This is a genomic window from Pradoshia sp. Z4_20 (genome assembly GCF_058216035.1).
Genome location: NZ_JBZAJD010000001.1, coordinates 739,041 through 761,171 on the forward strand (window position 1 = coordinate 739,041; position 22,131 = coordinate 761,171).

Consider the following 22,131-nt stretch of genomic DNA (forward strand, 5'->3'; position numbering starts at 1 on the left):
TATAACGTCAAGGAGGAGTTTACATGCACTTTTATGGGACAGGAAAAATGAGTGAACATGGCCATTTAGAAATAGGGGGAGTAGATACTGTTTCTCTTGCAGAGCAATATGGCACTCCCTTATACATATATGATGTGGCTTTAATTAGAGAACGGGCAAGAATGTTCAGAGATACGTTTGGCAGTCTGGGTGTTGATGCTCAGGTGGCCTATGCGAGCAAAGCTTTTTCTTCCATAGCGATGTTTCAGCTTGCTATGGAAGAAGGGCTATCTTTGGATGTAGTTTCTGCAGGCGAATTGTATACAGCCCTCCAGGCCGGATTTCCGGTTGAACGGATTCATTTACATGGAAATAATAAAAGTGTTGATGAATTAGAAATGGCGCTTGAAGCGGGGGTTGGCTGTATCGTAATTGATAATTTTCACGAGATTGCTATTTTAGAAGAGTTGTGCAAAATGAAAGGTAAACGATGCTCCATACTTTTACGGGTAACTCCTGGAATTGAAGCGCATACTCATGATTATATTCTAACAGGACAAGAGGATTCTAAATTTGGATTTGATCTATGGAATGGCCAGGCGGAACAAGCTCTGCAAATTGTACTGCGGAGCGAGTATTTTGACGTACTGGGTATACACTGCCATATTGGTTCACAAATATTTGAAACAACCGGATTTATTTTGGCCGCTAAAAAGATTAGTGAACAAATTGCGAATTGGAATCAAACATATGGATTTTCACCAAAGGTTTTAAATTTAGGTGGTGGTTTTGGAATCCGTTATACAGAAGAGGATGAGCCTATTCCTGTCTCTCGCTATGTAGAAGAAATTGTGAGTGAAGTAAAATCCGATTTTGAAGAAGCTGGTCTGTCTATGCCGGAAATCTGGATTGAACCAGGGCGCTCATTGGTGGGGGATGCCGGAACAACCATTTACGAAATTGGATCAAGTAAGCATGTGCCGGGAACTCGTAAATATTGGGCGGTTGATGGAGGAATGAGTGATAATATTCGTCCTGCTCTCTATCAGGCAAATTATGAAGCTGCTCTTGCCAATCGCCTGAATGATGAAGTATTTGAAGAAGTAGCCATAGCAGGGAAGTGCTGTGAAAGTGGGGATATGTTAATTTGGGATCTTCCGCTGCCTAAGGTTAAGCCTGGGGATCTGCTGGCGGTCTTTTGTACAGGTGCATATGGTTACTCAATGTCCAATAACTACAACAGGCTCCGTCGTCCTGCGGTTGTGTTTGTAGAAAATGGGGAATCGCGTCTTGTTGTGAGAAGAGAGAGTCTTGAAGATCTAATAAAAAATGACCTGCCATTATATGAATAAATAATGAGAGGCTGCCATTTCCGGCAGCCTCTCATTGTATTAGGAGAATAAGGATTTAATTGCGTCGATTAGACTTACAAAAAATGCTTTTAATTTATCAAGGAAGGATTGCCCTTCTTCTGATTGAAGATAATTGGTCACTTTATCTTTAGCGGCATTTATTTGCTCTCCAACTTTGTTCCAGTCAATTCCTAGATCCTGAAGCTTGTTAAATAAATCGATTAGGCTCTGGATCTGTTGCTCCGTTAACGTGATGCCAAGCTGCTCTGCTGCCTTTTCGATGATGCTGCGCAAATCAGCATCATTTTGAGGCGGGTTAACAGCGATCTCTTCTTTAATGGACTCAACCAGCGATGTAGCTTCATCTGTACCGATTTGGTCACCTAGTTTGGCTGTTTCAACCATTTCTTCATTGGCGGCTTGTTTTTGTTCCTCAGATATTTTGGTGTCTGTTGTCACTTCGTATGCTTTAATTAAGCCCGTTAAGGCAGCTGTACCGGAAACTTCAAAAGGAGCCGTTACATAAATCTCTGCATCTTTTATACCGGCAGTCGCCAAGGCGTTTTTATACATATCTTCTGTTACCCAATTGATATTTTTCGTTTTGACCGTAATCCCGGAACCTTTGGCAGCAATCGTAATGGATGAAGAGGAGATTGCTTTTGTTCCAATCAGTCTGCTTGCAATTTTACCATCCAAGTATTTATGCTCTTCTGAATTAGAAACTGTTACAATCTCTACATCCTTTGGAGCGTCCATTTCAGCTAACAATAATTTTTTTTGTTCCTGAGTCAGGTTTTCGCCAAGTGTAACGACCATGTCGCCTCTTTGCATATCAGCCAAAGCTACACTAGGGATGAGAAAACTAACTGCCAACAAAACTGACATTAATTTTAAAAGCTGTTTTTTCATTGTGATAACCTCCCGTACCAGTTAGACGTAAAAAAATGATAAAAGTTTCATTTTTTTATGTAGTTATAGTAATCTAGGCAAACAAATTGCCAATTGTGTTAACTCTGTCATATTATAATGGAATTGGAAGATTGTCTATTCTTTCTTGCATTCTTTTACAGTTATTTCTATCCATTTTGGCTATATTGTATAGGGTACGAATCGTTAGAATTGTATATATAAAGCCTTTTTGGGATAAAATGTATGTCTGTTGTCTAGCATGGCAAAGAAAGGACTTTGCATTTGTGTCAGTTGAATTCATTGTTAAAAACTAGTATGATAAGAAAGATTATTAAATACCATTCTATTATTCTCATTTAATGAGGGATCAAACATGTTAATTAGATACAAGAAGAGCTTTGAAAAAATCGCAATGGGTTTATTATCTTTTATGCCTGATGAAAAAGATTTAAAGAAGCTCCAGAATACTGTTAAATCATATGAAACAGAATCAGACAGGCAACTATATCTTTGGAAACAAGATGAGGACATTATAGGTCTGATTGGGGTAGATTTGGATGGAAAGACGGTTAGGGTAACCGATTTATCCGTTAATCCCTCTCATAGGGGACTGGGAGTTGGCCATGAAATGGTAAACTGTCTGATTGAATTATATGAGGGATACGAAATTATTTCCAGAGATATAACAGCGGAGTTTATTTCAAAATGTCTGGATTGTGAAGCCGATAATAAAGCATGAAAATAGAGAAACCCTTATTTAAGAGGGTTTCTCTATTTATTTTTGCTGCGCTTTTGAAGTTGCTTGAATCGTTCCTGAATGACATCTGTACGATCACGGGTAGAATGCCTATTCACTAATAATGGATCAGTAAGATTGCTGCTGCAATTCCATGAATATCCATATTCTTTGCAAATGGTTTGGCAGGCCGCGAGCAAATCTGGATCTTCAATTGGCAAAAATGGACTTTTGTATGGTTCATTGTTTTTTAACCTATGTATGGAGTCAGTCAGTAATTGGAGTAAACCATTTGAATCCATACCTAATTGATTCATTTCTTCGGTATGTTTGTTTAAAATTTGCTTTGATTTTTGTAAGGTGCGAATAGCTCCTGATTCATTATTTCTGCGGTAATGATACATACCGACGGCCAGCTGGATAAATCCGACCCATACAGATTCTCGATCTAACGGGAGATGTTTTTTCCAGTACTCTTCAAGTATTTCATGGCATTCAAAATAATCTCTGCTTCCATGAAATTCGGCTAAGTACTGAATGAACTCAATTGGGTAGTTCATTTGGTTATTGTCACCTCAATATCTCTCTATGATTATAGATAAATATACATGAACGAACATGGATAAGAAAAGAATAAGGATTTTAAATGGTGAGAAGAGCGGGATTATCTAGCTGATAACAATAGAAACAGGCTACCTAGTCGACAGCCTGTTCCTTAGATTCATCATTTAATTAACACCAAGCTACTCCAACAATTACGAGTAGAATGAATAACACTACGATTAGCGCAAATCCGCTACCGTAACCTCCAACTGCGCCATCTCCCATTTGTGAATCCTCCTCTTTGGATCTTTTCTTTACATTGTCATACTATGTAATCCATACTGGAATGTATGGGCTTTTGCCCACCTTTTAGAAAATCAATTTGTTCATTCTATTGGAAAGAAGCTTGAGTTAAATTATACTTAAACTAGTTGAAATAAGTAGGAGTGCCTATAAAGAGATGAGTTATAAAATAAAGATAGATGCATTTGAAGGTCCACTCGATTTATTACTGCATCTAATAAATCGATTAGAAATAGATATTTATGATATTCCTGTTTCTGAAATCACCGAACAATATGTTGCCTATATCCACACCATGAAGGAGCTGGAACTGGATATAGCCAGTGAATATTTAGTCATGGCGGCAACACTTTTAGCTATTAAAAGTAAAATGCTCCTACCCAAACATGAAGAGGAATGGGATGAGGAAGAGGATGAATTCTTGATGAGTGACGATCCTCGTGAAGAATTAGTTACACAGCTGCTTGAATATAAAAAATATAAAGAGGCGGCTGATGAGTTTAAAAATATGGAAGCTGAAAGGGCGTTATTATTTACTAAACCTCCGATTGATTTATCGCCATATACGGAAGATGTAAAAACGGAACGCCATGACTTAGATGTCAGCCTTTATGATATGCTGAGCGCCTTTCAAAAATTAATGAGACGAAAAAAATTAAGAAAACCGTTACAAACTCGAATTACACGTCAGGAAATTACGATAGATAAACGGATTCAGGAAATAAAGGATTATCTTAAGGAAAAAAGAGAAAAGGTCTTATTTACCTCTCTCTTTAACACAGAGGAAAAAGAGCAGTTAGTTGTCACCTTTCTTGCTGTCCTGGAATTGATGAAGCAAAATGAAATTCAGGTGGAACAAACAAATAACTTCGAGGAAATTTTCATAGAATGGAAGCAGGAGGATTTTACAATTGGATATTGTTAATTGGAAATCAATATTGGAAGCACTACTTTTTGCGGCAGGTGATGAAGGGTTATCTCTTGAGCAAATTTCATCCGTATTGGAAGTGACAGAAGAAGAGGCAAAAGATGCGTTATATGATCTTAAAGAGCTGTATCAAAATGAAGATCGGGGAATCTGTGTTGTTGAATTGGCCGGTGTCTACCAATTGGCGACAAAAAAAGTGCATGCCCCCTATTTGAAAAAGCTTGTTGAAACACCTTCGGCAAACACACTATCGCAGGCTTCCTTGGAAACATTGGCGATTATCGCCTATAAACAGCCTATAACCAGAATTGAGATTGAGGCTATCCGCGGTGTCAAAACGGAACGTCCTTTACAAACCTTAATGGCCAAGGCTTTAATTCAGGAAACAGGTCGTGCGGAAGGGGCGGGAAGGCCCTATTTATACGGAACGACCAAGGAGTTTTTGGATTACTTCGGTTTAAAATCTTTGGACGAGCTGCCGGCGCTACAGGATGACACAGATGATGGATTTAATGACGAGGAAGCAGATTTGTTTTTTCATAAATTCCAAGAGATGGAATAAGGAGGATGAAGCTTGAAAATCTTGTCTTGTATAGGATATGAGTTAGAAAAGGAAAAACCCAATTCACCTGAGGATTTTTTCAATCGTTCAACCGTGACATACAAGCAAAATGGAAAAATAAAAGAATTTCAGGTTATTTATCTTCGGTATTTTGAAGAAGTTTTGTTAGAACAAGAGGGTGAGTGGGTGTCCGAGGTTCAGGAATTACTGACAGGATATACGTTAAAAGATATTATTGCCCTCCTTTGTTTGTTGCAAAATTCGCATTTTCATGCAAGGAAACGGGTATATATAAATTCTGAGGCGATCTTTTTAACTATTTTCAAGGATTTACCATATGCCCAGATAAAAGAAATTTTAAATAAAATGCAGAAAAATCCAGAAGTTTGAGCTTGAATTGTCGTATAATAATGTAAAATATTCCTCCCTGAACGTTAATCAACAATAAAAAGTAGGTTGAATATGGTAAACTATTTAGTAACTGAGCTTAAAAGAAACGATTATGGCCAGGGAAGGTTAAGAGTTTGTTTGTCCTATTAGAAAGTAAATGAACACAAGGAATAGTGGAGTTTTACATGATCAAAGGGTTTGAATTTTTAAGGGAGGGTTCCGGTTGGGTAATACATTAGTGAAGAGCCAGTTGGAGGATGTAACAACATTTTTGGAGCAAACAGTACAAACTCTCGAGATTTACATGAATGAAATGACAATTGAACGTTTGATGGAGGAAAAAAGCGGCGATGAGCTCTATTATAAGGGCTTGTTTTCAACAATCCGTAAGCTGCTGGTTTATTGTGAAGAAGGCTTAGAGGCTTGCAGGATTGTCCTTAAAAACGAACCATTTAATAAAGGTGCTGCAGAGCGAGTTCTTTACCGCGTATATCATAAATGTATTGAAGAATATTTTGCTCCAAAAAGTGATTTATGGTTTGAGGACAGCCGTTCAGCGTATACAGGGCGCAATTGTATAAAATTCCGTGAAGAAGCACCAGAAAGCTTGAAAAGCCTGATTACAAAACTGGAATTTGATGTTCAAAAAATCAGAGAAGAACTTGAATACTATGAAACCGATTATCGAACAAAGATGGTTCAATCAAATTAACAGGATATAAAGTGCGATTACGTATAGTGTAATCGCATTTTTATTTTGGTTTATTTTTAATTGGAAAGTCATACCTATTTCATTGAAAAAATAAGAATTAAGTCAACCTCCTTTTGAATATTGTTGTATGACGGGGAGGTTGATGAATATGAATCCTTTTAAAAAGTATTGGGAAGAGGTAGATAAATGGAAGACAGCGGTTGTTGATTGGGCGGCCGATCAAGAGGAGTCATTTAGGAGTATGATCATGGGCCGAGTTGATCATCTCACGGCTTATTTAAACAGCATGAAAAATAAAACCCCATCCCAAAATGAGTTAATAGAGCTTCAGAATATGATGAAGGAGCTGGATGAATCTGTTCAAAAGGCACATAATGGCGATTCATATGTACCGCCTGGAAGACATGCCTTGCCGCCATTGCCATACTCCTATGATGCTTTGGAGCCCTTTATAGACCGTGAGATTTTGAGATTGCATCATACTATTCATCATCAGACATATGTCGATGGTCTGAATAAAGCCGAAACTAAAATGAAAGAAGCCCGCGATAAAGATGATTATGACCTTTTAAAGCATTGGGAAAGAGAAGCTGCTTTTCACGGATCAGGACATTATTTGCACACTATATTTTGGTACAATATGAAGCCTGATGGCGGTGGGGAACCAACAGGTGAATTAATGAACTTTATTAAAAGAGATTTTGGCAGCTTCACAAAATTTAAAAAGGAATTTACCGAAGCTGCTAAAAAGGTTGAGGGTGTAGGCTGGGCGATTTTAGTTTGGTCCAACCGAGCCCATCGGCTGGAAATTTTACAATCTGAACGGCATATGATTCTGACGCAATGGGATACAATCCCTTTATTAGTATTGGATGTTTGGGAGCACGCGTATTATTTACAATACAAGACTGACCGTCCGGCTTATATAAACAACTGGTGGAATTTGGTTAATTGGAACAATGTTAGCGAACGATTTGAACAGGCACGGAAAATTGGCTGGAAAATATATAAGAAATAAAAGTACGTTCAAATACGCCAGGTTTATTTTTGAAGGTTGACCAAGACTTTGGTTGACCTTTTTAGTTGAGGTCTAGTTTATCCCCTTATACTTCCTTACCTGAGCAAGTCTATTACTTCCATTATTTGTGATAATATGATGGGAGGGAGGGATAGGCATGAGTTTAATAGAGCATCGGAGATCGGCTCCGGATTGTGTGAAGGTAATGGTGCTTACGGTAAGTGATACAAGAGATGAGCATACGGATCGAAGCGGGCAGCTTATGATGCGTTTGTTGCAGTCAGCTGGACATATCATTACGCGCTACCAAATAGTGAAGGATGAGCAGGATGTTATTCAGCAGGAACTCTCAGCTGGGTTGGAGGATAGAGAGGTTGATGCCATTATAAGTAATGGCGGTACTGGGATTGCCTATCGGGATGTAACTATTGAAACAATTAAGGGTTTACTAGATAAAGAAATGCCAGGGTTTGGTGAGATTTTTCGAATGCTGAGTTATCAGGAGGATATTGGTTCCGCAGCTATTTTATCCAGAGCCATCGCTGGAGTAACTCAAGGGAAGGTAATCTTCGCAACACCTGGTTCCACTGGCGCAGTGGAGTTGGCAATGAATAAATTGATTTTGCCGGAGTTAGCACATGTCGTAAGAGAACTGAAAAAGGATCTATAAGGTATAAAAAAGATGAAGCCTTCATGTAATAGGTTTCATCTTTTTTAGTCAAATAATGATTCACTGGTGAGGTCTATTGTATTTAATTTTCTGATAATATAAAATGGAATACAATCCATTATCTGGTCGGCAGATTGGAGAACGTGTAAGACTATTAAAGAGATGAGTAGATAGTTCGTTTAAATAAAGGAGCCAATGAACATGGGTACCCGATTTTCTAGGCAAGAGTTGTTTAAGCCTATTGGCTGCGATGGTCAAATACGCTTGGCTGAATCAACAGTAGGTATTATCGGTTGCGGTGCACTTGGATCGGTAATAGCGGAGACACTTGTTCGTGCAGGTATAGGGGCGATACATTTAGTGGATCGTGACTTTGTAGAAATGTCCAACATACATAGACAGCAGTTATTTGTGGAGAAAGATGCTTTAAATCTGACAGCTAAAGTGATAGCTGCTGAGCAACGATTGAAGGAAATCCGTTCAAATGTTCACCTCTTTACGTATTTAGAAAATGCAGATGGTACACTCATTGAAGACATAGCAGAAAAATGTGATATCTTGGTAGACGCAACTGATAATTTTGAAACAAGAATGGCTATAAATGATGCTGCACATAAATATGGGATACCTTGGGTGTATGGGGCCTGTGTAAGTGCGAGTGGCACTGTTTTCACTTTCATACCGGGTAAAACGGCTTGTTTCAGATGTCTTTTCCCGGCTTTGCCCTCGTTAAATGAAACCTGTGATTCGGTTGGAGTTATTGCTCCAGCCGTTCAAATTACAGCAGCCCATCAATGTACAGAGGTTATGCAATGGTTAACTGGTCATCCGGAGAAGCTGCGGGGAAAAGTATATCATTTTGATGTTTGGAATCATACCAGCTTAGAGGTTGGAGTATCTCGTATTAAAAAAGAGGATTGTCCTACATGCGGGCATTGTCCTGTATATCCTTCGCTCGAAAAAAGTGAAGAAATGAAATCGATGGTGTTATGCGGGAGAGACACTATACAAATCATCCCTCAAGCTAATCGCCGTGTATCTTTAGAAGATGCAGAGCGACTGGCAATAAGGCAGGGATATCGATTTAAAAAGACTCCTTATTTTATCCAATTTCATACAGAACAATATCGAATAATCTTGTTTACAAATGGGAGATTGTTAATACATGGGTTGAAGGATAGCACGGAAGGACGAAATTTATTTCATCAAATGTTTGGGTAGTACAGTGTCGGAAAAAGGTCATGGAAGACTGGACAACTGTGTCTAGCTTGCTGCAGGAGAAATGGAAGGAAGTCCATTCGGTTAACTTTTATAAAATATATAGCTAACCGAAAAGTGTAGCTAAACCTTCAATTTATCTCTTCAGCTACGCGTGTAATCACCGTTTTTGCCACCAGTCTTTTTCAAAAGCATGGTTGGCCCAATGACCATTTCTTTACCGGAGGCTTTACACATATCATAAATGGTTAATGCTGAAACAGATGCTGCCGTAAGTGCTTCCATTTCGACACCGGTCGCACCTATTGTTTTAACTTCAGTAAGAATACTAATTTCATAATGGGAGTTTGCTTCATCTATTTCCCAATTGAACTCGATATTGATACCAGATAGCGGGATAGGGTGACACATAGGAATAATAGAAGATGTTTGTTTGGCAGCCATAATTCCAGCAACCTGGGCAACGGCAAAGACATCTCCTTTTTTATTTGAATAATCAAAAATTTGAGCATAAATATGTTGGTTTACAAGAATAGAAGATTTAGCAAGAGCAGTCCGAACGGTTTTATCTTTATGGGAAACATCAACCATTTTGGCACGACCCTGTTCATTGAAATGAGTGAATTCTGTCATGGAAAAACATCCTTTCTATATGATTTATCCATAGTATAGCATTCTATTTGTAAGGAGATAAAAGAATGGTAGAAAAAAGAATACCAATTCAAATTTCAGCAGCAATAGAGAAAATTATGAAGGAAATACAACCTGCTTCAGCTGAAATTGTCCCTTTGTCAGAAGCATATGGCCGAATTTTAGCGGAACCGATTATTGCTAAACATGATGTTCCTCCATTTGATCGATCGGCATATGATGGATTTGCCATTCATTCCTCCGATTCAGTTGGAGCCTCAGACGGGCATCACGTATCCTTTCAGGTAATTGATGAGGTTGGAGCTGGATATATTTCTAAAAAGACACTTGCTCCCAGAGAAGCCATTCGGATTATGACCGGGGCGATGATGCCTAAGGATGCAGATGCTGTTGTTATGCTTGAACAGGTGATAGAACAGGAAGATCACATATCTATTTATAAATCATTTGAAATGAATGAAAATGTTTCTCCTAAAGGAGAAGATGCCAGGAAAGATGAACGGCTTATTGAAGAGGGGGCGTTCATTACTCCAGGTGTGATTGCGTTGTTGGCGACCTTTGGATATACGCACGTGAAAGTAGCCAAGAAGCCAGTAGTTGGTATTTTATCTACAGGTACAGAATTATTGGCAGTAGAGGATGATCTTGTACCAGGCAAAATCCGCAATAGTAACGGACCCATGATTAAAGCACAGCTGAAACGGATGGGAATTGAAAATCATACATATGGTATTCAAGCGGATAATCTAAAGCAATCCCTACAAACAGTGGAAAGAGCAATTGAAGAGACAGATTGTCTTATTACAACTGGTGGTGTTTCAGTTGGAGATTTTGATTTTATGCCAGTCATTTATTCACATCTTGGAGCGAATGTCTTATTTAATAAAGTAGCCATACGCCCAGGTAGTGTTACGACAGTAGCAGTGAATAATGGAAAGTATTTATTTGGTTTATCTGGAAATCCATCTGCCTGTTATTCGGGCTTTGAATTATTTGTTCGTCCTACCCTGTTAAAAATGATGGGTAGCTGTAAACCGTTTATGCCAAACGTAAAGGCTGCATTAGCAGAAGATTTTTTGGATGCTAATCCGTTTACTCGTTTTATTCGAGCAACGTATGAAGTAACTTCTTCAGGATTAAGCGCGACTCCTGCTGGTTTTAATAAATCGAATGCGGTTACATCCATTGCTAGGGGAAATACATTTATCGTTCTCCCCGGTGGAAAAAAGGGCTGGAAGGCTGGAGATGAAGTTGATTTATTGCTATTGGGAGTAGAGGAAGGTGCATCTCGATGGATGCTATGAAAGTTTGATTAATCGTAGGTTTATAAAAATAGGGGAAAACAACACTTATGGGAACCGGTTGGATATTATCAAAAAATCTATGTCCGTCAGTAAACATATGATGTCGCAGTCGGTAGAAGAAGAGTCATTGAATAGATGGATGCTAGTGATGGATGCTAGATTATACAGGGATGTGATGATCATGAAACCATTTGAAATAGTTCAAGATCCAATAGAGGTTCAAAAATATGCAGATTATGTATTACACGAGGGAGCGGGCGCAGTAACCGTGTTCTCCGGTCATGTAAGGGAATGGACAAACGGTGTTCGAACATTATCCTTGGCATATGAAGCGTATGGACCAATGGCTGAAAAAAAGCTGGCGGAAATTGGTAGAGAAATTGAAATGAAATGGCCGGGTACACGAGTGGCGATTGCTCATCGTATTGGACAATTGGAAATATCAGATATAGCCGTTGTTATAGCTATTTCTTCACCTCACAGAAAGAATGCTTATGAAGCAAACGAATATGCGATTGAACGGATTAAACAAATTGTTCCAATTTGGAAAAAGGAGATTTGGGAAAATGGGGAAGTATGGGTGGGGAATCAACATAAAAAGCCATTATCAGAGGAGTCAATAAAATGATAAAAATTCTCTATTTTGCAAGTATGCGAGACTTGACCGGTAAAGCGGAAGAGAACATCGAACGAATGGAATGGTCTGTCCGAGAGTTGCTGCAATGGGCAGAAGAAACCTATCCAAACTTCGAAAAGCATTCAGTCCTTGTTGCGATAAACGAAGAATATGTGACAGAAGATGAGAAAATTAGAGATGGAGATGTGGTGGTGTTTATACCTCCAGTTAGTGGAGGTTAAAGAAAACGCGTTTTTACAACTGTTAAGGACAGTAAGAGTTAGATGGATAAATGAAATTCCGCCGGAGAATACAAAGGGTGGTATTTGATAATATCAATGACCTGGAAACCGAATGAAAAGAAGGGAATAACCATGACCTCACAGTCTTTATTGGATAAATTAAAAAGACCGATTCGTGATTTGCGGCTATCAGTTACGGATCGCTGCAATTTCCGCTGTACATATTGTATGCCTAAAGAAATCTTTGGAGATGATTATGCGTTTTTAAAGAAACAAGAGCTTCTGACATTTGAGGAGATAGAACGAACAGTCCGTTTATTTGCAGGTCTTGGTGTAAAAAAGCTGCGTTTAACAGGCGGGGAGCCCTTATTACGAAGTCATTTATCTAAATTAGTTGAAAGGTTAGTGAAAATAGAGGGAATTGAGGATATTGGTTTAACTACGAATGGTCTTTTGCTTTCAAAGTATGCTCATGACTTATACAATGCTGGGCTAAGACGTTTAAATATTAGTCTTGATTCTTTAGATAACGAAGTATTCGGTCAGTTGAATGGTCGTGGCATTCAGCCCTCTATTATTCTTCGTAATATAGAGAATGCCGTTAACCTTGGCTTTCAGGTCAAGGTTAATATGGTCGTACAAAAGGGAGTCAATGATCATGATATCATCCCAATGGCTTCTTATTTTAAAAAGATGGGTGTAACTCTGCGCTTTATCGAATTTATGGATGTAGGTAATGATAATGGATGGAGTTTCAAAGAGGTTGTAGCGAAAAAAGAACTATATGAAAAGCTGTCTAAGGTTTTCGATTTAGAGGCTGTTGATGAGCAATATTTTGGAGAGGTAGCTAAACGCTATCGCTATAAAGATAGCAAGAGCGAAATTGGTTTTATCACATCCGTGTCGGATTCTTTTTGTTCTTCCTGTACAAGGGCACGGGTTTCATCGAATGGACATCTTTATACGTGCTTGTTTGCCTCAAAGGGCTATGATTTAAAAGAATTAATCCGTAGAGGTGTAACAGATGAGGAACTGCTGGACCACATTCGTCAAGTTTGGGAATTGAGGGCGGACCGTTATTCTGATGAACGGACGGAACAAACGATATCTAATAGAAAAAAGATAGGGATGTTCTTTATAGGTGGTTAATAGATCAATTTACTAGATTTTTTTAGTGAAGTCCTAAGAAGGACTGGTCAAGGAACATAGGCTAAGAATATCACGTTATGAGGCTAAGCCTTTGTGACCCACACCCCCTGTTACCCATCTTAAAGGGGATCCATAAACCCTTGAGGAACCAGGAGACTAAGCTGGATTAAGTGAAATCAGAAACGCTCTTCATTAAAATTAGACTGAATCTTGAGATGATTTCTGTTTAAGTAGGTATACATCAAGGAGGATTACATGGAAAAATCTGTATCGTTTTTTACAATGCTATTCCTTTTAGTCATTACTCTAGTTGCATGTTCTGAACAAGAAGTTAAAGAAGAAAAAGTAGAACTAAGAATTTCAGCTGCAGCTAGTTTGCAGGATGCGCTAAGAGACATTCAAGCTGTTTTTGAAAAAGAAAATCCAGAAATGAATATTACATATAATTTTGCTGGCTCCGGTGTGCTTCAGCAGCAAATCATGCAAGGTGCTCCTGTGGATTTGTTTTTATCATCTTCAGAAGATAAGTTTGAATCATTAATTACGGCAGAAATGATTGCGGACGGGGAGCATATCAATTTATTAGAAAATGAACTTGTTTTAATTGCTCCGAGTCCTAATGAAACTAACAAAATTAGTGGTTTTGAAGATTTAATGAATGGAACAATCGATAAGATCGCAATTGGTATTCCTGAATCTGTTCCTGCAGGAAAATATGCCAAGGAAACATTAGAAGTACTAGAAATATGGGATGAGGTAAAGAGTAAACTCATTTTAGCAAAAGATGTTCGACAAGTTCTGTCGTATGTTGAAACAGGTAATGTAGACGCTGGTATTGTATATAAAACAGATGCTCTTGTATCAGATAACAGTAGGATCATCTCGACGGCAAATAAAGAAAACCATACACCTATTATGTATCCTTTAGGTATTCTAAATGATACAAAATTTCCTGTTGAAGCAAAGAGATATTATGACTTTCTTCAATCGAAGGAAGCAACGGCCATATTTGAGGAATACGGATTCATAGTGAACTGAGGAATGAATATGTTACATGAATTTTTATCACCTATTATTCTTTCAATTGAAATAGCAGTGGTTTCGGGAATAATTGTTATCATATCAGGGACATTTATTGGCCGCTATTTAGCTATGAAATCTTTTAAGGGAAAAGCGGCTTTTGAGACATTTCTTATGTTGCCTCTAGTTCTGCCGCCATCAGTAGTAGGATTTATTTTGATTGTCTTGTTGGGAAAGCAAAGTATCATTGGACAAGCAATTGAGTGGATTTTTGAGAAGCCAGTCATATTTACTTGGTGGGCGGCTGTCATTGCTGCTACGATTGTGGCTTTTCCCCTTATGTATCAATCAGCTAAGTCTGGTTTTCAAGGTATTGACCATGAAATCGAAGATGCTGCTCGAGTAGATGGAGCAAGTAAATGGCAGGTTTTTCTTCATGTTTCCCTTCCGTTAGCATCGAGAGCGCTTATGACGGGCGGTATTTTAAGCTTTGCTCGAGCATTGGGGGAGTTTGGCGCTACTTTAATGTTTGCTGGAAATATTCCAGGCGTTACGCAAACAGTTCCGATAGCTATTTATACAGCCCTTGATTCGGGCAACATGCTCATGGCATGGATGTGGGTTTTAGCTATATTCTTACTATCTTTTCTCATGCTGTTCGTGATTCAATTAAAAAAAGAGTGAAGATTCATCACTGATCGTAAATGGGCAACGAAGTTTACATAAACTTTTAGTTGCCTTTTTTTTATGTAATTATTACCTGAAGAATTTTAGCATCCTCCTTCATACATAATCTAATTCACTTATCACTCACCCTGAATAACCTGTCTTCGAATATTTAAGAAATTAAGCGCATAGACTTGTACAAAAACATGAAGGGGACGAGTGTGGTGAAAGTGTACTCTTTCAAATATAAACGTAAGAAATATAACTCGAAACGTAATCTTTCAGTAAAGAACGATCCAATCCGCTTAGTGTTATGGAAGCTGGCAGGCACCATCCTCATTATGATTTTGTGTTTGGCAAGTTTACTTTCGCCGATAAAAACAGTTTCTGCACAAGCGCAAGAACTTGAAAGAATCCAAACAGGGGCTAAAAGTGCAATTATGATTGAGCAGAGCACCGGCCGGATTTTATATGAGAAGGATGCCCATACAAAACGAAGGATAGCGAGTATTACTAAAATTATGACCGCAATTCTTGCGATTGAATCGGGGAAGATGGATAAAACTGTAACGGTGACAGATGCGATTTTAAAAGCAGAGGGATCGGCGATCTATTTGCAGGTAGGAGAAAAAATAAAATTAAGCGACCTTGTTTATGGACTTATGCTCAGATCAGGAAATGATGCGGCGATTGCCATTGCTGAATATGTGGGAGGAAGTGTGGAGGGTTTTTCTGCATTAATGAATCAGAAAGCAGAATGGATTGGCATGAAGAACAGTCATTTCACCAATCCGCATGGTCTTGATGATTCTGATAACCATTATTCCACAGCCTATGATATGGCAATCCTAACTAAGTATGCGATGGGGAATAAAATGTATCAGAAAATTGCCGGAACTAAGATCCATCGGGCACCCAACCCGAATGAAGTATGGGACCGTGTTTGGAAAAACAAAAACAGGCTGTTAACGGAAAAATATAAATACACCACAGGCGGTAAAACAGGTTATACAAAAAAAGCGCGCCGCACGCTAGTGACAACTGCATCCAAGGATGGATTGGATCTTATTACGGTTACTATCGATGATTCTACAGATTGGGCTGATCATATAGCTCTTTTTGAGGCGGGATTTAACAATTACACATTAACTGAAGTAGTACCGCGTGGAGACATAAAAACGATAAAAAAAGGATTTTATAAAAATAAAGCTTATTTAAAATCATCGTTATCCTACCCGCTTACGCAAAAAGAACAAGAGGAGGTCGAAGTAAAGTATGAACTGAAAAAGCCCAAAAAACAGTGGAAAAAAGGAAAAAATCTTCCGGCTAAGGTTGGAAAGGTGAATTTAATTCTTGATGGACAAACGCTTATATCTAAACCGGTTTATCTACATAAAAAAGATCAAACTGTCTTCGATATATGGAAAGACGTCTTCTATACTTTTTCAGGTGTAAACACAAATGGTTAATTATATATGGGTCGGAATCAGTATAATTGGAATCATTTATGCGATGTTTACTGGAACAATGGCGGAAGTTAATGAAGCGATCTTTAAGAGTGCAAAAGAATCGGTCACTCTATGCTTCGGCCTTATGAGTGTCCTTGTTTTTTGGCTGGGCATCATGAAGATTGCAGAAGAGGCAGGTCTATTGGATAGTTTAACACGTTTGACAAAGCCAATCGTATCCAGGCTTTTCCCAGATGTGCCGCCAAATCATCCGGCAATGGGATATATCGTATCCAATATAATGGCGAACACATTTGGACTGGGAAATGCAGCTACACCCCTGGGTATAAAGGCGATGGAACAATTAAAGGACTTAAATGGCGGAAAGGATACAGCAAGCCGCTCTATGATTACGTTTCTGGCATTGAATACCTCTGGGCTGACGCTTATTCCAACAACCGTCATAGGAATCCGCATTCATTATAATTCAGCCAATCCGACAGAAATTGTCGGCCCGACCTTTTTGGCAACCGTCATTGCAACGATAGCAGCTATTATTTTAGATCGGTACTTCTACTGGAAAAGAGTAAGAAAGGGGATGGATTGATGCACTGGATCTCAACCATATCAATTTGGATGATACCTGTGGTTATCTTGCTCATCCTTGTCATGGGTGCCATAAAGAAGGTCCCGACCTACGAGAGTTTTGTGGAAGGCGGAAAAGATGGGATAAAAATCACATTTTCGATTATTCCCTATCTCATTGGTATGATGGTGGCCATTTCTATTTTTCGTGCTTCAGGTGCTATGGATTTGCTGATAGGCTGGATGAAACCGGTATTAAACTTCTTAGGTGTGCCTTCAGAGGTAGTACCTTTAGCCTTAATAAGACCCATATCGGGAAATGCTTCTCTCGGCATGGTCAGTGATTTGATTGCCACATATGGACCTGACTCTTTTATAGGGAAGGTTGCTTCCACAATCCAGGGGAGCACGGATACAACCTTATATGTCTTAACTGTTTATTTCGGTGCAGTAGGAATTAAGAAAATGGGAGATGCTTTAAAGGTGGGATTGTTAGCTGACCTCGTCGGGATTGGTGCGGCAATCTTATTAGCTGCTATTATGTTCCAATAGACACAAATTTGTCACAAAATGCTAAAAGAAGTGAAAAAAAATAGTCAGATTTAACAAAAATCGGTATAAAAAGCCGATTTTTTTGTGTTTCTTAGTAAGTAATGAAATAATATGCGTGATAGGACATATCACTTTCTGCAAAAACAAAGTATAATGAACAACTAGGTAGAATGCCTATTATTTGAGTAAAGAATACAGAAAAAGTAAAATTAGACAGGTGATTAAAATGGAAAGATTACAAAAAGTGATAGCACAGGCAGGAATCGCCTCCCGAAGAAAAGCGGAACAGTTAATCGTAGAAGGCAAAGTAACTGTTAACGGTAAGATTGTAAAAGAGCTTGGCGTTAAGGTTGGCCCAAATGATCAAATAGAGGTAAGTGGAGTACCTGTAGAAAAGGAAGAACCGGTATATTTTCTGCTTTATAAGCCAAGAGGTGTCATTTCCGCTGCCAACGATGACAAAGGGAGAAAGACCGTAACAGATTTATTTCCACTGATCAAACAACGGATTTATCCAGTAGGCAGACTGGATTACGATACATCAGGTTTGATCCTGCTGACGAATGATGGTGAGTTTGCCAATGCCCTGATGCATCCAAAGTACGAAATAGAAAAAACGTACGTAGCGAAAATTCAAGGTATTCCATCCCGCGAAATAATAAAGAAATTGGAACGTGGTGTTCAATTGGAAGACGGTAAAACAGCCCCTGCGAAAGCTAAATTGCTATCAATGGATCGCAGAAAACAGTCCTCTATTGTAGAGCTGACGATTCATGAGGGCAGAAACCGCCAAGTCCGCCGTATGTTTGAAGCGATTGGGATGCCCGTTATCAAACTTAAACGTGAAAGATATGGATTCTTGACGTTGCACGGTGTTAGTCCTGGAGATTACAGAGAGTTAACACCACATGAAGTAAAGCAACTGCGTTCTATGGCGCTTCATAAAGATAAGTAAATACAACCGTAGCGCTGCCCTAAATTAGTGCCTTTCTGGCAGCGCTATATTCTTGTGTGTCTAAAGCATAGCGGGAGGGAACTTTTTTGACCAAACAAAAGCGTAAATGGATGAGAATAGGGGTTCTGGCCCTTTTAGCTGGAGCCGTCATTTATGTGGTATTTTCGAGTTTAACCATGGACAAGGAAAAAACCCTTAAAATGAATGAAACCGCTCCAAACTTTGCTCTGACAGATCTTGAAGGGGTTAAGCATGTGTTAGAGGATTATAAGGGGCAGGGAGTGTTTCTGAATTTCTGGGGGACGTGGTGTAAACCATGTGAATATGAAATGCCTTATATTCAAAGTCAATATGAAGTGTTCAAAGATAAAGGTGTACAGGTATTAGCTGTCAATGTAAATGAATCTGATTTTGTCGTGAATAAATTTGTTCAAAGACATGGGCTTACTTTTCCGGTTGTCATCGATAAGGACAATCAGGTGCAGCATCAGTATCTGATTAATCCCTTGCCGGCCACATTTTTAATTGATAAAAATGGTAAGGTCGTAGATTCAACCACTGGTAGTTTAACTGAAGAGAAGATTCAAAAGATGATGGAGAAAATACAGCCATAACAAGGGGTAATAAGGATGAAGGAAATAACTTGTGAATGTGGTCATGTTAATCCATATGGAACGATATTTTGTGAAGCATGCGGTAAGGTGCTCAATAAGGAAGAAGAAGAAAAAAAATTATTGGATATGAAATATGAAGGCAGTGCCAGAAGATCGCAAACCTACAATAAATCAGTAGTTGATAAGATTTGGAATTTTTTCTCATCCGTAAAGGTTGGCGTAACCTTAATCATTCTTCCATTAATTGCAGCTTCTATCGGTACCATCTTCCCGCAAGAAATGTATATTCCAAATGGAGAACCCGCTGAAACGTTTTATGAAAGTAAGTACGGCTGGTTTGGTGAAGTGTATTATGAGTTAGGATTACATAATTTATATAGTTCATGGTGGTTTTTACTGTTAGTGTCCCTCTTAGGAGTTTCACTTGTTATCGCCAGTCTTGACCGCTTTATTCCGCTATTCAGAGCTTTAAAGAATCAGAGAGTAATCAGGAATGAGGGTTTTTTACGCAGACAGCGGATTTTTGGTGAAGCTGATATAGCAGAGGAAAAAGAAAACTATGAATTAATCAAAACGAGATTAAAAGAAAAGCGTTATAACATAAGAGAAGAGAACGGCAATATTTTAGCAGAGAAGAACCGTTTTTCGAGGTGGGGTCCTTATGTTAATCATATAGGCCTGATCATTTTCTTAATTGGCGGAATGTTGCGTTTTATTCCAGGGATGTATGTGAATGATTACCTCAGAATTCAAGAAGGTGAAAAGAAAGCTGTACCTGGAACGAATGGTGAGTACTTTGTTGAAAACCATAAATTTACTGTAGAAGTTTATGATAAAGATAAGGAAAAAGAAGAGTTTGAGGCAACGCTTGACCGGGTTGGTACGGTCGTAAAAAATTATCAAACAGATGCCACTCTTTATCAAGCGGTAGGGGATACCTTGCCAGGGGAAGAAGTAAAGCTTGAAAAAGTTAAAGATTATCCGATACGTGTAAATGAACCTTTGAAATTTGATTCCTTTGCTTTATATCAAACATCCTACGAGGAAAACATGACTAAAATGTCATTCACCTTAATTGATAAAGCAACTGAAAAGGAGCATGGCAACTTAACCGTTGATTTGAATAATCCGAAAGATAGCTATGACCTGGGTAATGGGTACTCCGTGCACCTGGAGAGTTATTTTCCTGATTTTGAATTTAATGAGAATGAGCAGCCGACAACAAAGAGTCGATTTCCAAATAACCCTGCGTTTATCTTCAAAATGGTATCACCAGAGCATCCAGAAGGAGAAGTTAGCTTTGTTGCGATTAAACAAACCCTTGAGCCTTTGGGTGAGACCGAATATAAACTTAAATTCAAAAATATAGAGACAGGTTTTGCAACTGTATTAACAGTACGTAAAGACCTAACTTTATGGGTACTTGCGCTCGGAGGGCTTATCTTTATGATTGGCGTTATACAGGGGGCTTATTGGAATCATAGGCGTATTTGGATTCAAAAGAGTGGGGATAAAATATTTGTGGCCGCTCATACGAATAAAAACTGGTTTGGTATCAGGCGGGAGATTAATGAAATATTAGAGGGGACTTCTATTCCATTACCGTATGATCAAGCCGAAGGGGAAGAGATTCAAGAAAGAGGGGGAAAACAGAGTGGCGACTTTAAGCAGTAATTTGCTATATATTGCTTTTGTGCTGTACTTAATAGCAACTTTTGTATTTGCGGGATCCATAAAAGGTAAGAACGATAAGTGGAGTTATGAAAAATGGGCAAAAGCTGGAATTATTATCACTATTATTGGATTTATTGCACAGCTGGGTTATTTTATCACACGTTGGATAGTGTCAGGACATGCTCCTGTCAGTAATCTATTTGAGTTTACAACATTCTTTGGAATGATGTTGGTTGGAGCATTTATAATGATTTATTTCATATATAAAACAGCCATTCTGGGAGTATTCGCGCTTCCGATTGCGCTGTTAGTTATTGCGTATGCCAGCATGTTTCCACGGGATATCTCGCCGCTTATTCCGGCATTAAAAAGTGATTGGCTGTATATACATGTTACTACTGTAGCAGCGGGAGAAGCTATTTTAGCAATAAGTTTTGTGGCCGGATTAATTTATCTGATACGGGCTGTTAAACAAACGAAAGCATCAAAAAGTACGTTTTGGCTGGAAGCCGTTTTATTAGGATTAATTTGTACGATTGGTTTTGTTGTATCTACTACTATGTTTTCTATAGCTGATTATAAAACTGAATATACTTGGGTCAATAAGAGCGGTGCAGAGCAAACAGAGGAATATAATATGCCGGCGTTGTTTGTCCCGAAGGAAGCAAAATTGGTTTCCGGTACAGGGATGGATCCGTTAATTGAATTGCCATTAATAATCAATTCAAAAAAACTGAATACAGTAGTTTGGTCCATCATGATAGGTGTCGTGCTATATGGAGTGTTGCGTTTAATTTTACGTAAGCGTATAGGAGCAGCTATACAGCCGTTGGCAAAATCAGTGAATTTAGATTTACTTGACGAGGTTGGATACAGATCCATTCTAATCGGATTCCCTGTATTTACTTTGGGAGGGTTGATATTTGCCATGATTTGGGCCCAAATAGCCTGGTCAAGATTTTGGGGTTGGGATCCTAAAGAAGTATGGGCTTTAATTACATGGCTATTTTATGCAGCATTTCTGCATCTGCGCATATCGAAGGGGTGGCATGGCGAAAAGTCAGCCTGGCTTGCAGTTATAGGATTTATTATCATTATGTTTAATCTTATCGCGGTGAATTTAATTATCGTTGGATTACACTCATATGCTAGCAATTAAGAAAAAAGAGGACTTCCAAGTATGGAAGCCCTTTGTTCTTAACTCTTCTTTAGAAAATCAGGCTTAAGCTATTAACTGCAATTATATTCCGATTTATGATGCTTTTACTATTTTTAAGTTGGATGACAACTGAATAGGAAGTTAGGCAAAATCTTATATTAAAAAAATCTGGT

At 38.6% G+C, this 22,131-nt stretch carries 26 protein-coding genes; 22 read left to right on the top strand and 4 right to left on the bottom strand.

Translation table 11 applies throughout. From position 1 onward, the window contains the following. Positions 1 to 23 precede the first annotated feature (23 nt). Positions 24 to 1,331 carry a diaminopimelate decarboxylase gene (gene lysA, locus AC4BHP_RS03490; RefSeq protein WP_490551303.1) on the top strand — a complete coding sequence of 436 codons (1,308 nt, stop codon included), beginning with the start codon at positions 24 to 26 and terminating at the stop codon, positions 1,329 to 1,331. 39 nt (positions 1,332 to 1,370) lie between these two features. Here lysA and AC4BHP_RS03495 read toward each other — a convergent pair whose 3' ends face one another. Then, positions 1,371 to 2,243 carry a DUF1002 domain-containing protein gene (locus AC4BHP_RS03495; RefSeq protein ID WP_066107633.1) on the bottom strand — a complete coding sequence of 291 codons (873 nt, stop codon included), beginning with the start codon at positions 2,241 to 2,243 and terminating at the stop codon, positions 1,371 to 1,373. Between the two features lie 373 nt (positions 2,244 to 2,616). On the opposite strand from AC4BHP_RS03495, the gene AC4BHP_RS03500 reads away from it, so the two are divergent. Further along, positions 2,617 to 2,982: a GNAT family N-acetyltransferase gene (locus tag AC4BHP_RS03500; protein WP_490551304.1), complete on the top strand. Its 366-nt coding sequence runs from the start codon at positions 2,617 to 2,619 to the stop codon at positions 2,980 to 2,982. Between the two features lie 32 nt (positions 2,983 to 3,014). On the opposite strand, the gene AC4BHP_RS03505 is transcribed toward AC4BHP_RS03500, so the two are convergent. Beyond that, on the bottom strand, positions 3,015 to 3,539 hold the full coding sequence (locus tag AC4BHP_RS03505; RefSeq protein ID WP_490551305.1) for a DUF309 domain-containing protein: 525 nt from the start codon (positions 3,537 to 3,539) through the stop codon (positions 3,015 to 3,017). A gap of 172 nt (positions 3,540 to 3,711) precedes the next feature. After that, entirely contained in the window at positions 3,712 to 3,807 is a 96-nt protein-coding gene (locus AC4BHP_RS03510) for a YjcZ family sporulation protein (RefSeq protein WP_066107625.1), read from the bottom strand. 175 nt (positions 3,808 to 3,982) lie between these two features. On the opposite strand from AC4BHP_RS03510, the gene AC4BHP_RS03515 reads away from it, so the two are divergent. From AC4BHP_RS03515 to AC4BHP_RS03545, 7 genes are all read left to right on the top strand, one after another. Then, complete coding sequence (locus AC4BHP_RS03515) at positions 3,983 to 4,750, top strand: segregation/condensation protein A (RefSeq protein ID WP_140461613.1); 768 nt, start codon at positions 3,983 to 3,985, stop codon at positions 4,748 to 4,750. Continuing rightward, positions 4,737 to 5,315, top strand: coding sequence for an SMC-Scp complex subunit ScpB (scpB, locus tag AC4BHP_RS03520; RefSeq protein WP_140461612.1), 579 nt, complete (start codon positions 4,737 to 4,739; stop codon positions 5,313 to 5,315). The genes AC4BHP_RS03515 and scpB overlap by 14 nt, the downstream gene beginning before the upstream one ends. Before the next feature lie 12 nt (positions 5,316 to 5,327). Beyond that, the gene (locus tag AC4BHP_RS03525) at positions 5,328 to 5,705 is read left to right on the top strand and encodes a hypothetical protein (protein ID WP_140461611.1); all 378 of its coding nucleotides are present in this window, start codon (positions 5,328 to 5,330) and stop codon (positions 5,703 to 5,705) included. A 223-nt stretch (positions 5,706 to 5,928) separates the two neighbouring features. Next, positions 5,929 to 6,417 (top strand): DUF3907 family protein, encoded by a 489-nt coding sequence (locus tag AC4BHP_RS03530; protein WP_066107615.1) that lies wholly within the window; start codon positions 5,929 to 5,931, stop codon positions 6,415 to 6,417. A gap of 148 nt (positions 6,418 to 6,565) precedes the next feature. Next, entirely contained in the window at positions 6,566 to 7,435 is an 870-nt protein-coding gene (locus AC4BHP_RS03535; RefSeq protein ID WP_490551306.1) for a superoxide dismutase, read from the top strand. Between the two features lie 157 nt (positions 7,436 to 7,592). After that, on the top strand, positions 7,593 to 8,105 hold the full coding sequence (locus AC4BHP_RS03540; protein WP_066107611.1) for a MogA/MoaB family molybdenum cofactor biosynthesis protein: 513 nt from the start codon (positions 7,593 to 7,595) through the stop codon (positions 8,103 to 8,105). A gap of 201 nt (positions 8,106 to 8,306) precedes the next feature. After that, positions 8,307 to 9,326, top strand: coding sequence for a ThiF family adenylyltransferase (locus AC4BHP_RS03545; protein ID WP_490551307.1), 1,020 nt, complete (start codon positions 8,307 to 8,309; stop codon positions 9,324 to 9,326). A gap of 141 nt (positions 9,327 to 9,467) precedes the next feature. On the opposite strand, the gene moaC is transcribed toward AC4BHP_RS03545, so the two are convergent. Continuing rightward, entirely contained in the window at positions 9,468 to 9,956 is a 489-nt protein-coding gene (moaC, locus tag AC4BHP_RS03550) for a cyclic pyranopterin monophosphate synthase MoaC (RefSeq protein WP_066107605.1), read from the bottom strand. 65 nt (positions 9,957 to 10,021) lie between these two features. Here moaC and AC4BHP_RS03555 point away from each other — a divergent pair, with 65 nt between their 5' ends. The 13 genes from AC4BHP_RS03555 (at position 10,022) to ccsB (ending at position 21,958) form a co-directional block, all read left to right on the top strand. Continuing rightward, complete coding sequence (locus AC4BHP_RS03555; protein ID WP_490551308.1) at positions 10,022 to 11,278, top strand: molybdopterin molybdotransferase MoeA; 1,257 nt, start codon at positions 10,022 to 10,024, stop codon at positions 11,276 to 11,278. Between the two features lie 181 nt (positions 11,279 to 11,459). Next, on the top strand, positions 11,460 to 11,906 hold the full coding sequence (locus AC4BHP_RS03560; RefSeq protein WP_066107853.1) for a molybdenum cofactor biosynthesis protein MoaE: 447 nt from the start codon (positions 11,460 to 11,462) through the stop codon (positions 11,904 to 11,906). After that, a complete protein-coding gene (gene moaD, locus AC4BHP_RS03565) occupies positions 11,903 to 12,136 on the top strand; it encodes a molybdopterin converting factor subunit 1 (protein ID WP_066107599.1) in 234 nt (77 codons plus the stop codon). Before AC4BHP_RS03560 ends, moaD begins: the two co-directional genes overlap by 4 nt. Positions 12,137 to 12,268: 132 nt before the next feature. Next, complete coding sequence (moaA, locus tag AC4BHP_RS03570) at positions 12,269 to 13,285, top strand: GTP 3',8-cyclase MoaA (RefSeq protein WP_219847589.1); 1,017 nt, start codon at positions 12,269 to 12,271, stop codon at positions 13,283 to 13,285. A gap of 255 nt (positions 13,286 to 13,540) precedes the next feature. Further along, the gene (gene modA, locus AC4BHP_RS03575; protein WP_490551309.1) at positions 13,541 to 14,323 is read left to right on the top strand and encodes a molybdate ABC transporter substrate-binding protein; all 783 of its coding nucleotides are present in this window, start codon (positions 13,541 to 13,543) and stop codon (positions 14,321 to 14,323) included. A gap of 9 nt (positions 14,324 to 14,332) precedes the next feature. Beyond that, positions 14,333 to 14,989: a molybdate ABC transporter permease subunit gene (modB, locus tag AC4BHP_RS03580; protein WP_066107591.1), complete on the top strand. Its 657-nt coding sequence runs from the start codon at positions 14,333 to 14,335 to the stop codon at positions 14,987 to 14,989. Positions 14,990 to 15,312: 323 nt separating this feature from the next. Continuing rightward, positions 15,313 to 16,440 carry a D-alanyl-D-alanine carboxypeptidase family protein gene (locus AC4BHP_RS03585; protein ID WP_066107848.1) on the top strand — a complete coding sequence of 376 codons (1,128 nt, stop codon included), beginning with the start codon at positions 15,313 to 15,315 and terminating at the stop codon, positions 16,438 to 16,440. Further along, positions 16,433 to 17,026: a nucleoside recognition domain-containing protein gene (locus tag AC4BHP_RS03590; protein ID WP_066107588.1), complete on the top strand. Its 594-nt coding sequence runs from the start codon at positions 16,433 to 16,435 to the stop codon at positions 17,024 to 17,026. Before AC4BHP_RS03585 ends, AC4BHP_RS03590 begins: the two co-directional genes overlap by 8 nt. Next, positions 17,026 to 17,556 (top strand): spore maturation protein, encoded by a 531-nt coding sequence (locus tag AC4BHP_RS03595; protein WP_139891721.1) that lies wholly within the window; start codon positions 17,026 to 17,028, stop codon positions 17,554 to 17,556. The genes AC4BHP_RS03590 and AC4BHP_RS03595 overlap by 1 nt, the downstream gene beginning before the upstream one ends. Positions 17,557 to 17,782: 226 nt before the next feature. Next, complete coding sequence (gene rluB / locus AC4BHP_RS03600) at positions 17,783 to 18,511, top strand: 23S rRNA pseudouridine(2605) synthase RluB (protein WP_066107581.1); 729 nt, start codon at positions 17,783 to 17,785, stop codon at positions 18,509 to 18,511. 86 nt (positions 18,512 to 18,597) lie between these two features. Next, positions 18,598 to 19,125, top strand: a complete 528-nt coding sequence (gene resA / locus AC4BHP_RS03605) for a thiol-disulfide oxidoreductase ResA (RefSeq protein ID WP_066107578.1) — start codon at positions 18,598 to 18,600, stop codon at positions 19,123 to 19,125. 15 nt (positions 19,126 to 19,140) lie between these two features. Further along, the gene (resB, locus tag AC4BHP_RS03610; RefSeq protein WP_066107574.1) at positions 19,141 to 20,799 is read left to right on the top strand and encodes a cytochrome c biogenesis protein ResB; all 1,659 of its coding nucleotides are present in this window, start codon (positions 19,141 to 19,143) and stop codon (positions 20,797 to 20,799) included. Continuing rightward, entirely contained in the window at positions 20,780 to 21,958 is a 1,179-nt protein-coding gene (gene ccsB / locus AC4BHP_RS03615) for a c-type cytochrome biogenesis protein CcsB (protein WP_066107571.1), read from the top strand. The genes resB and ccsB overlap by 20 nt, the downstream gene beginning before the upstream one ends. The last annotated feature ends 173 nt before the right edge of the window (positions 21,959 to 22,131 follow it).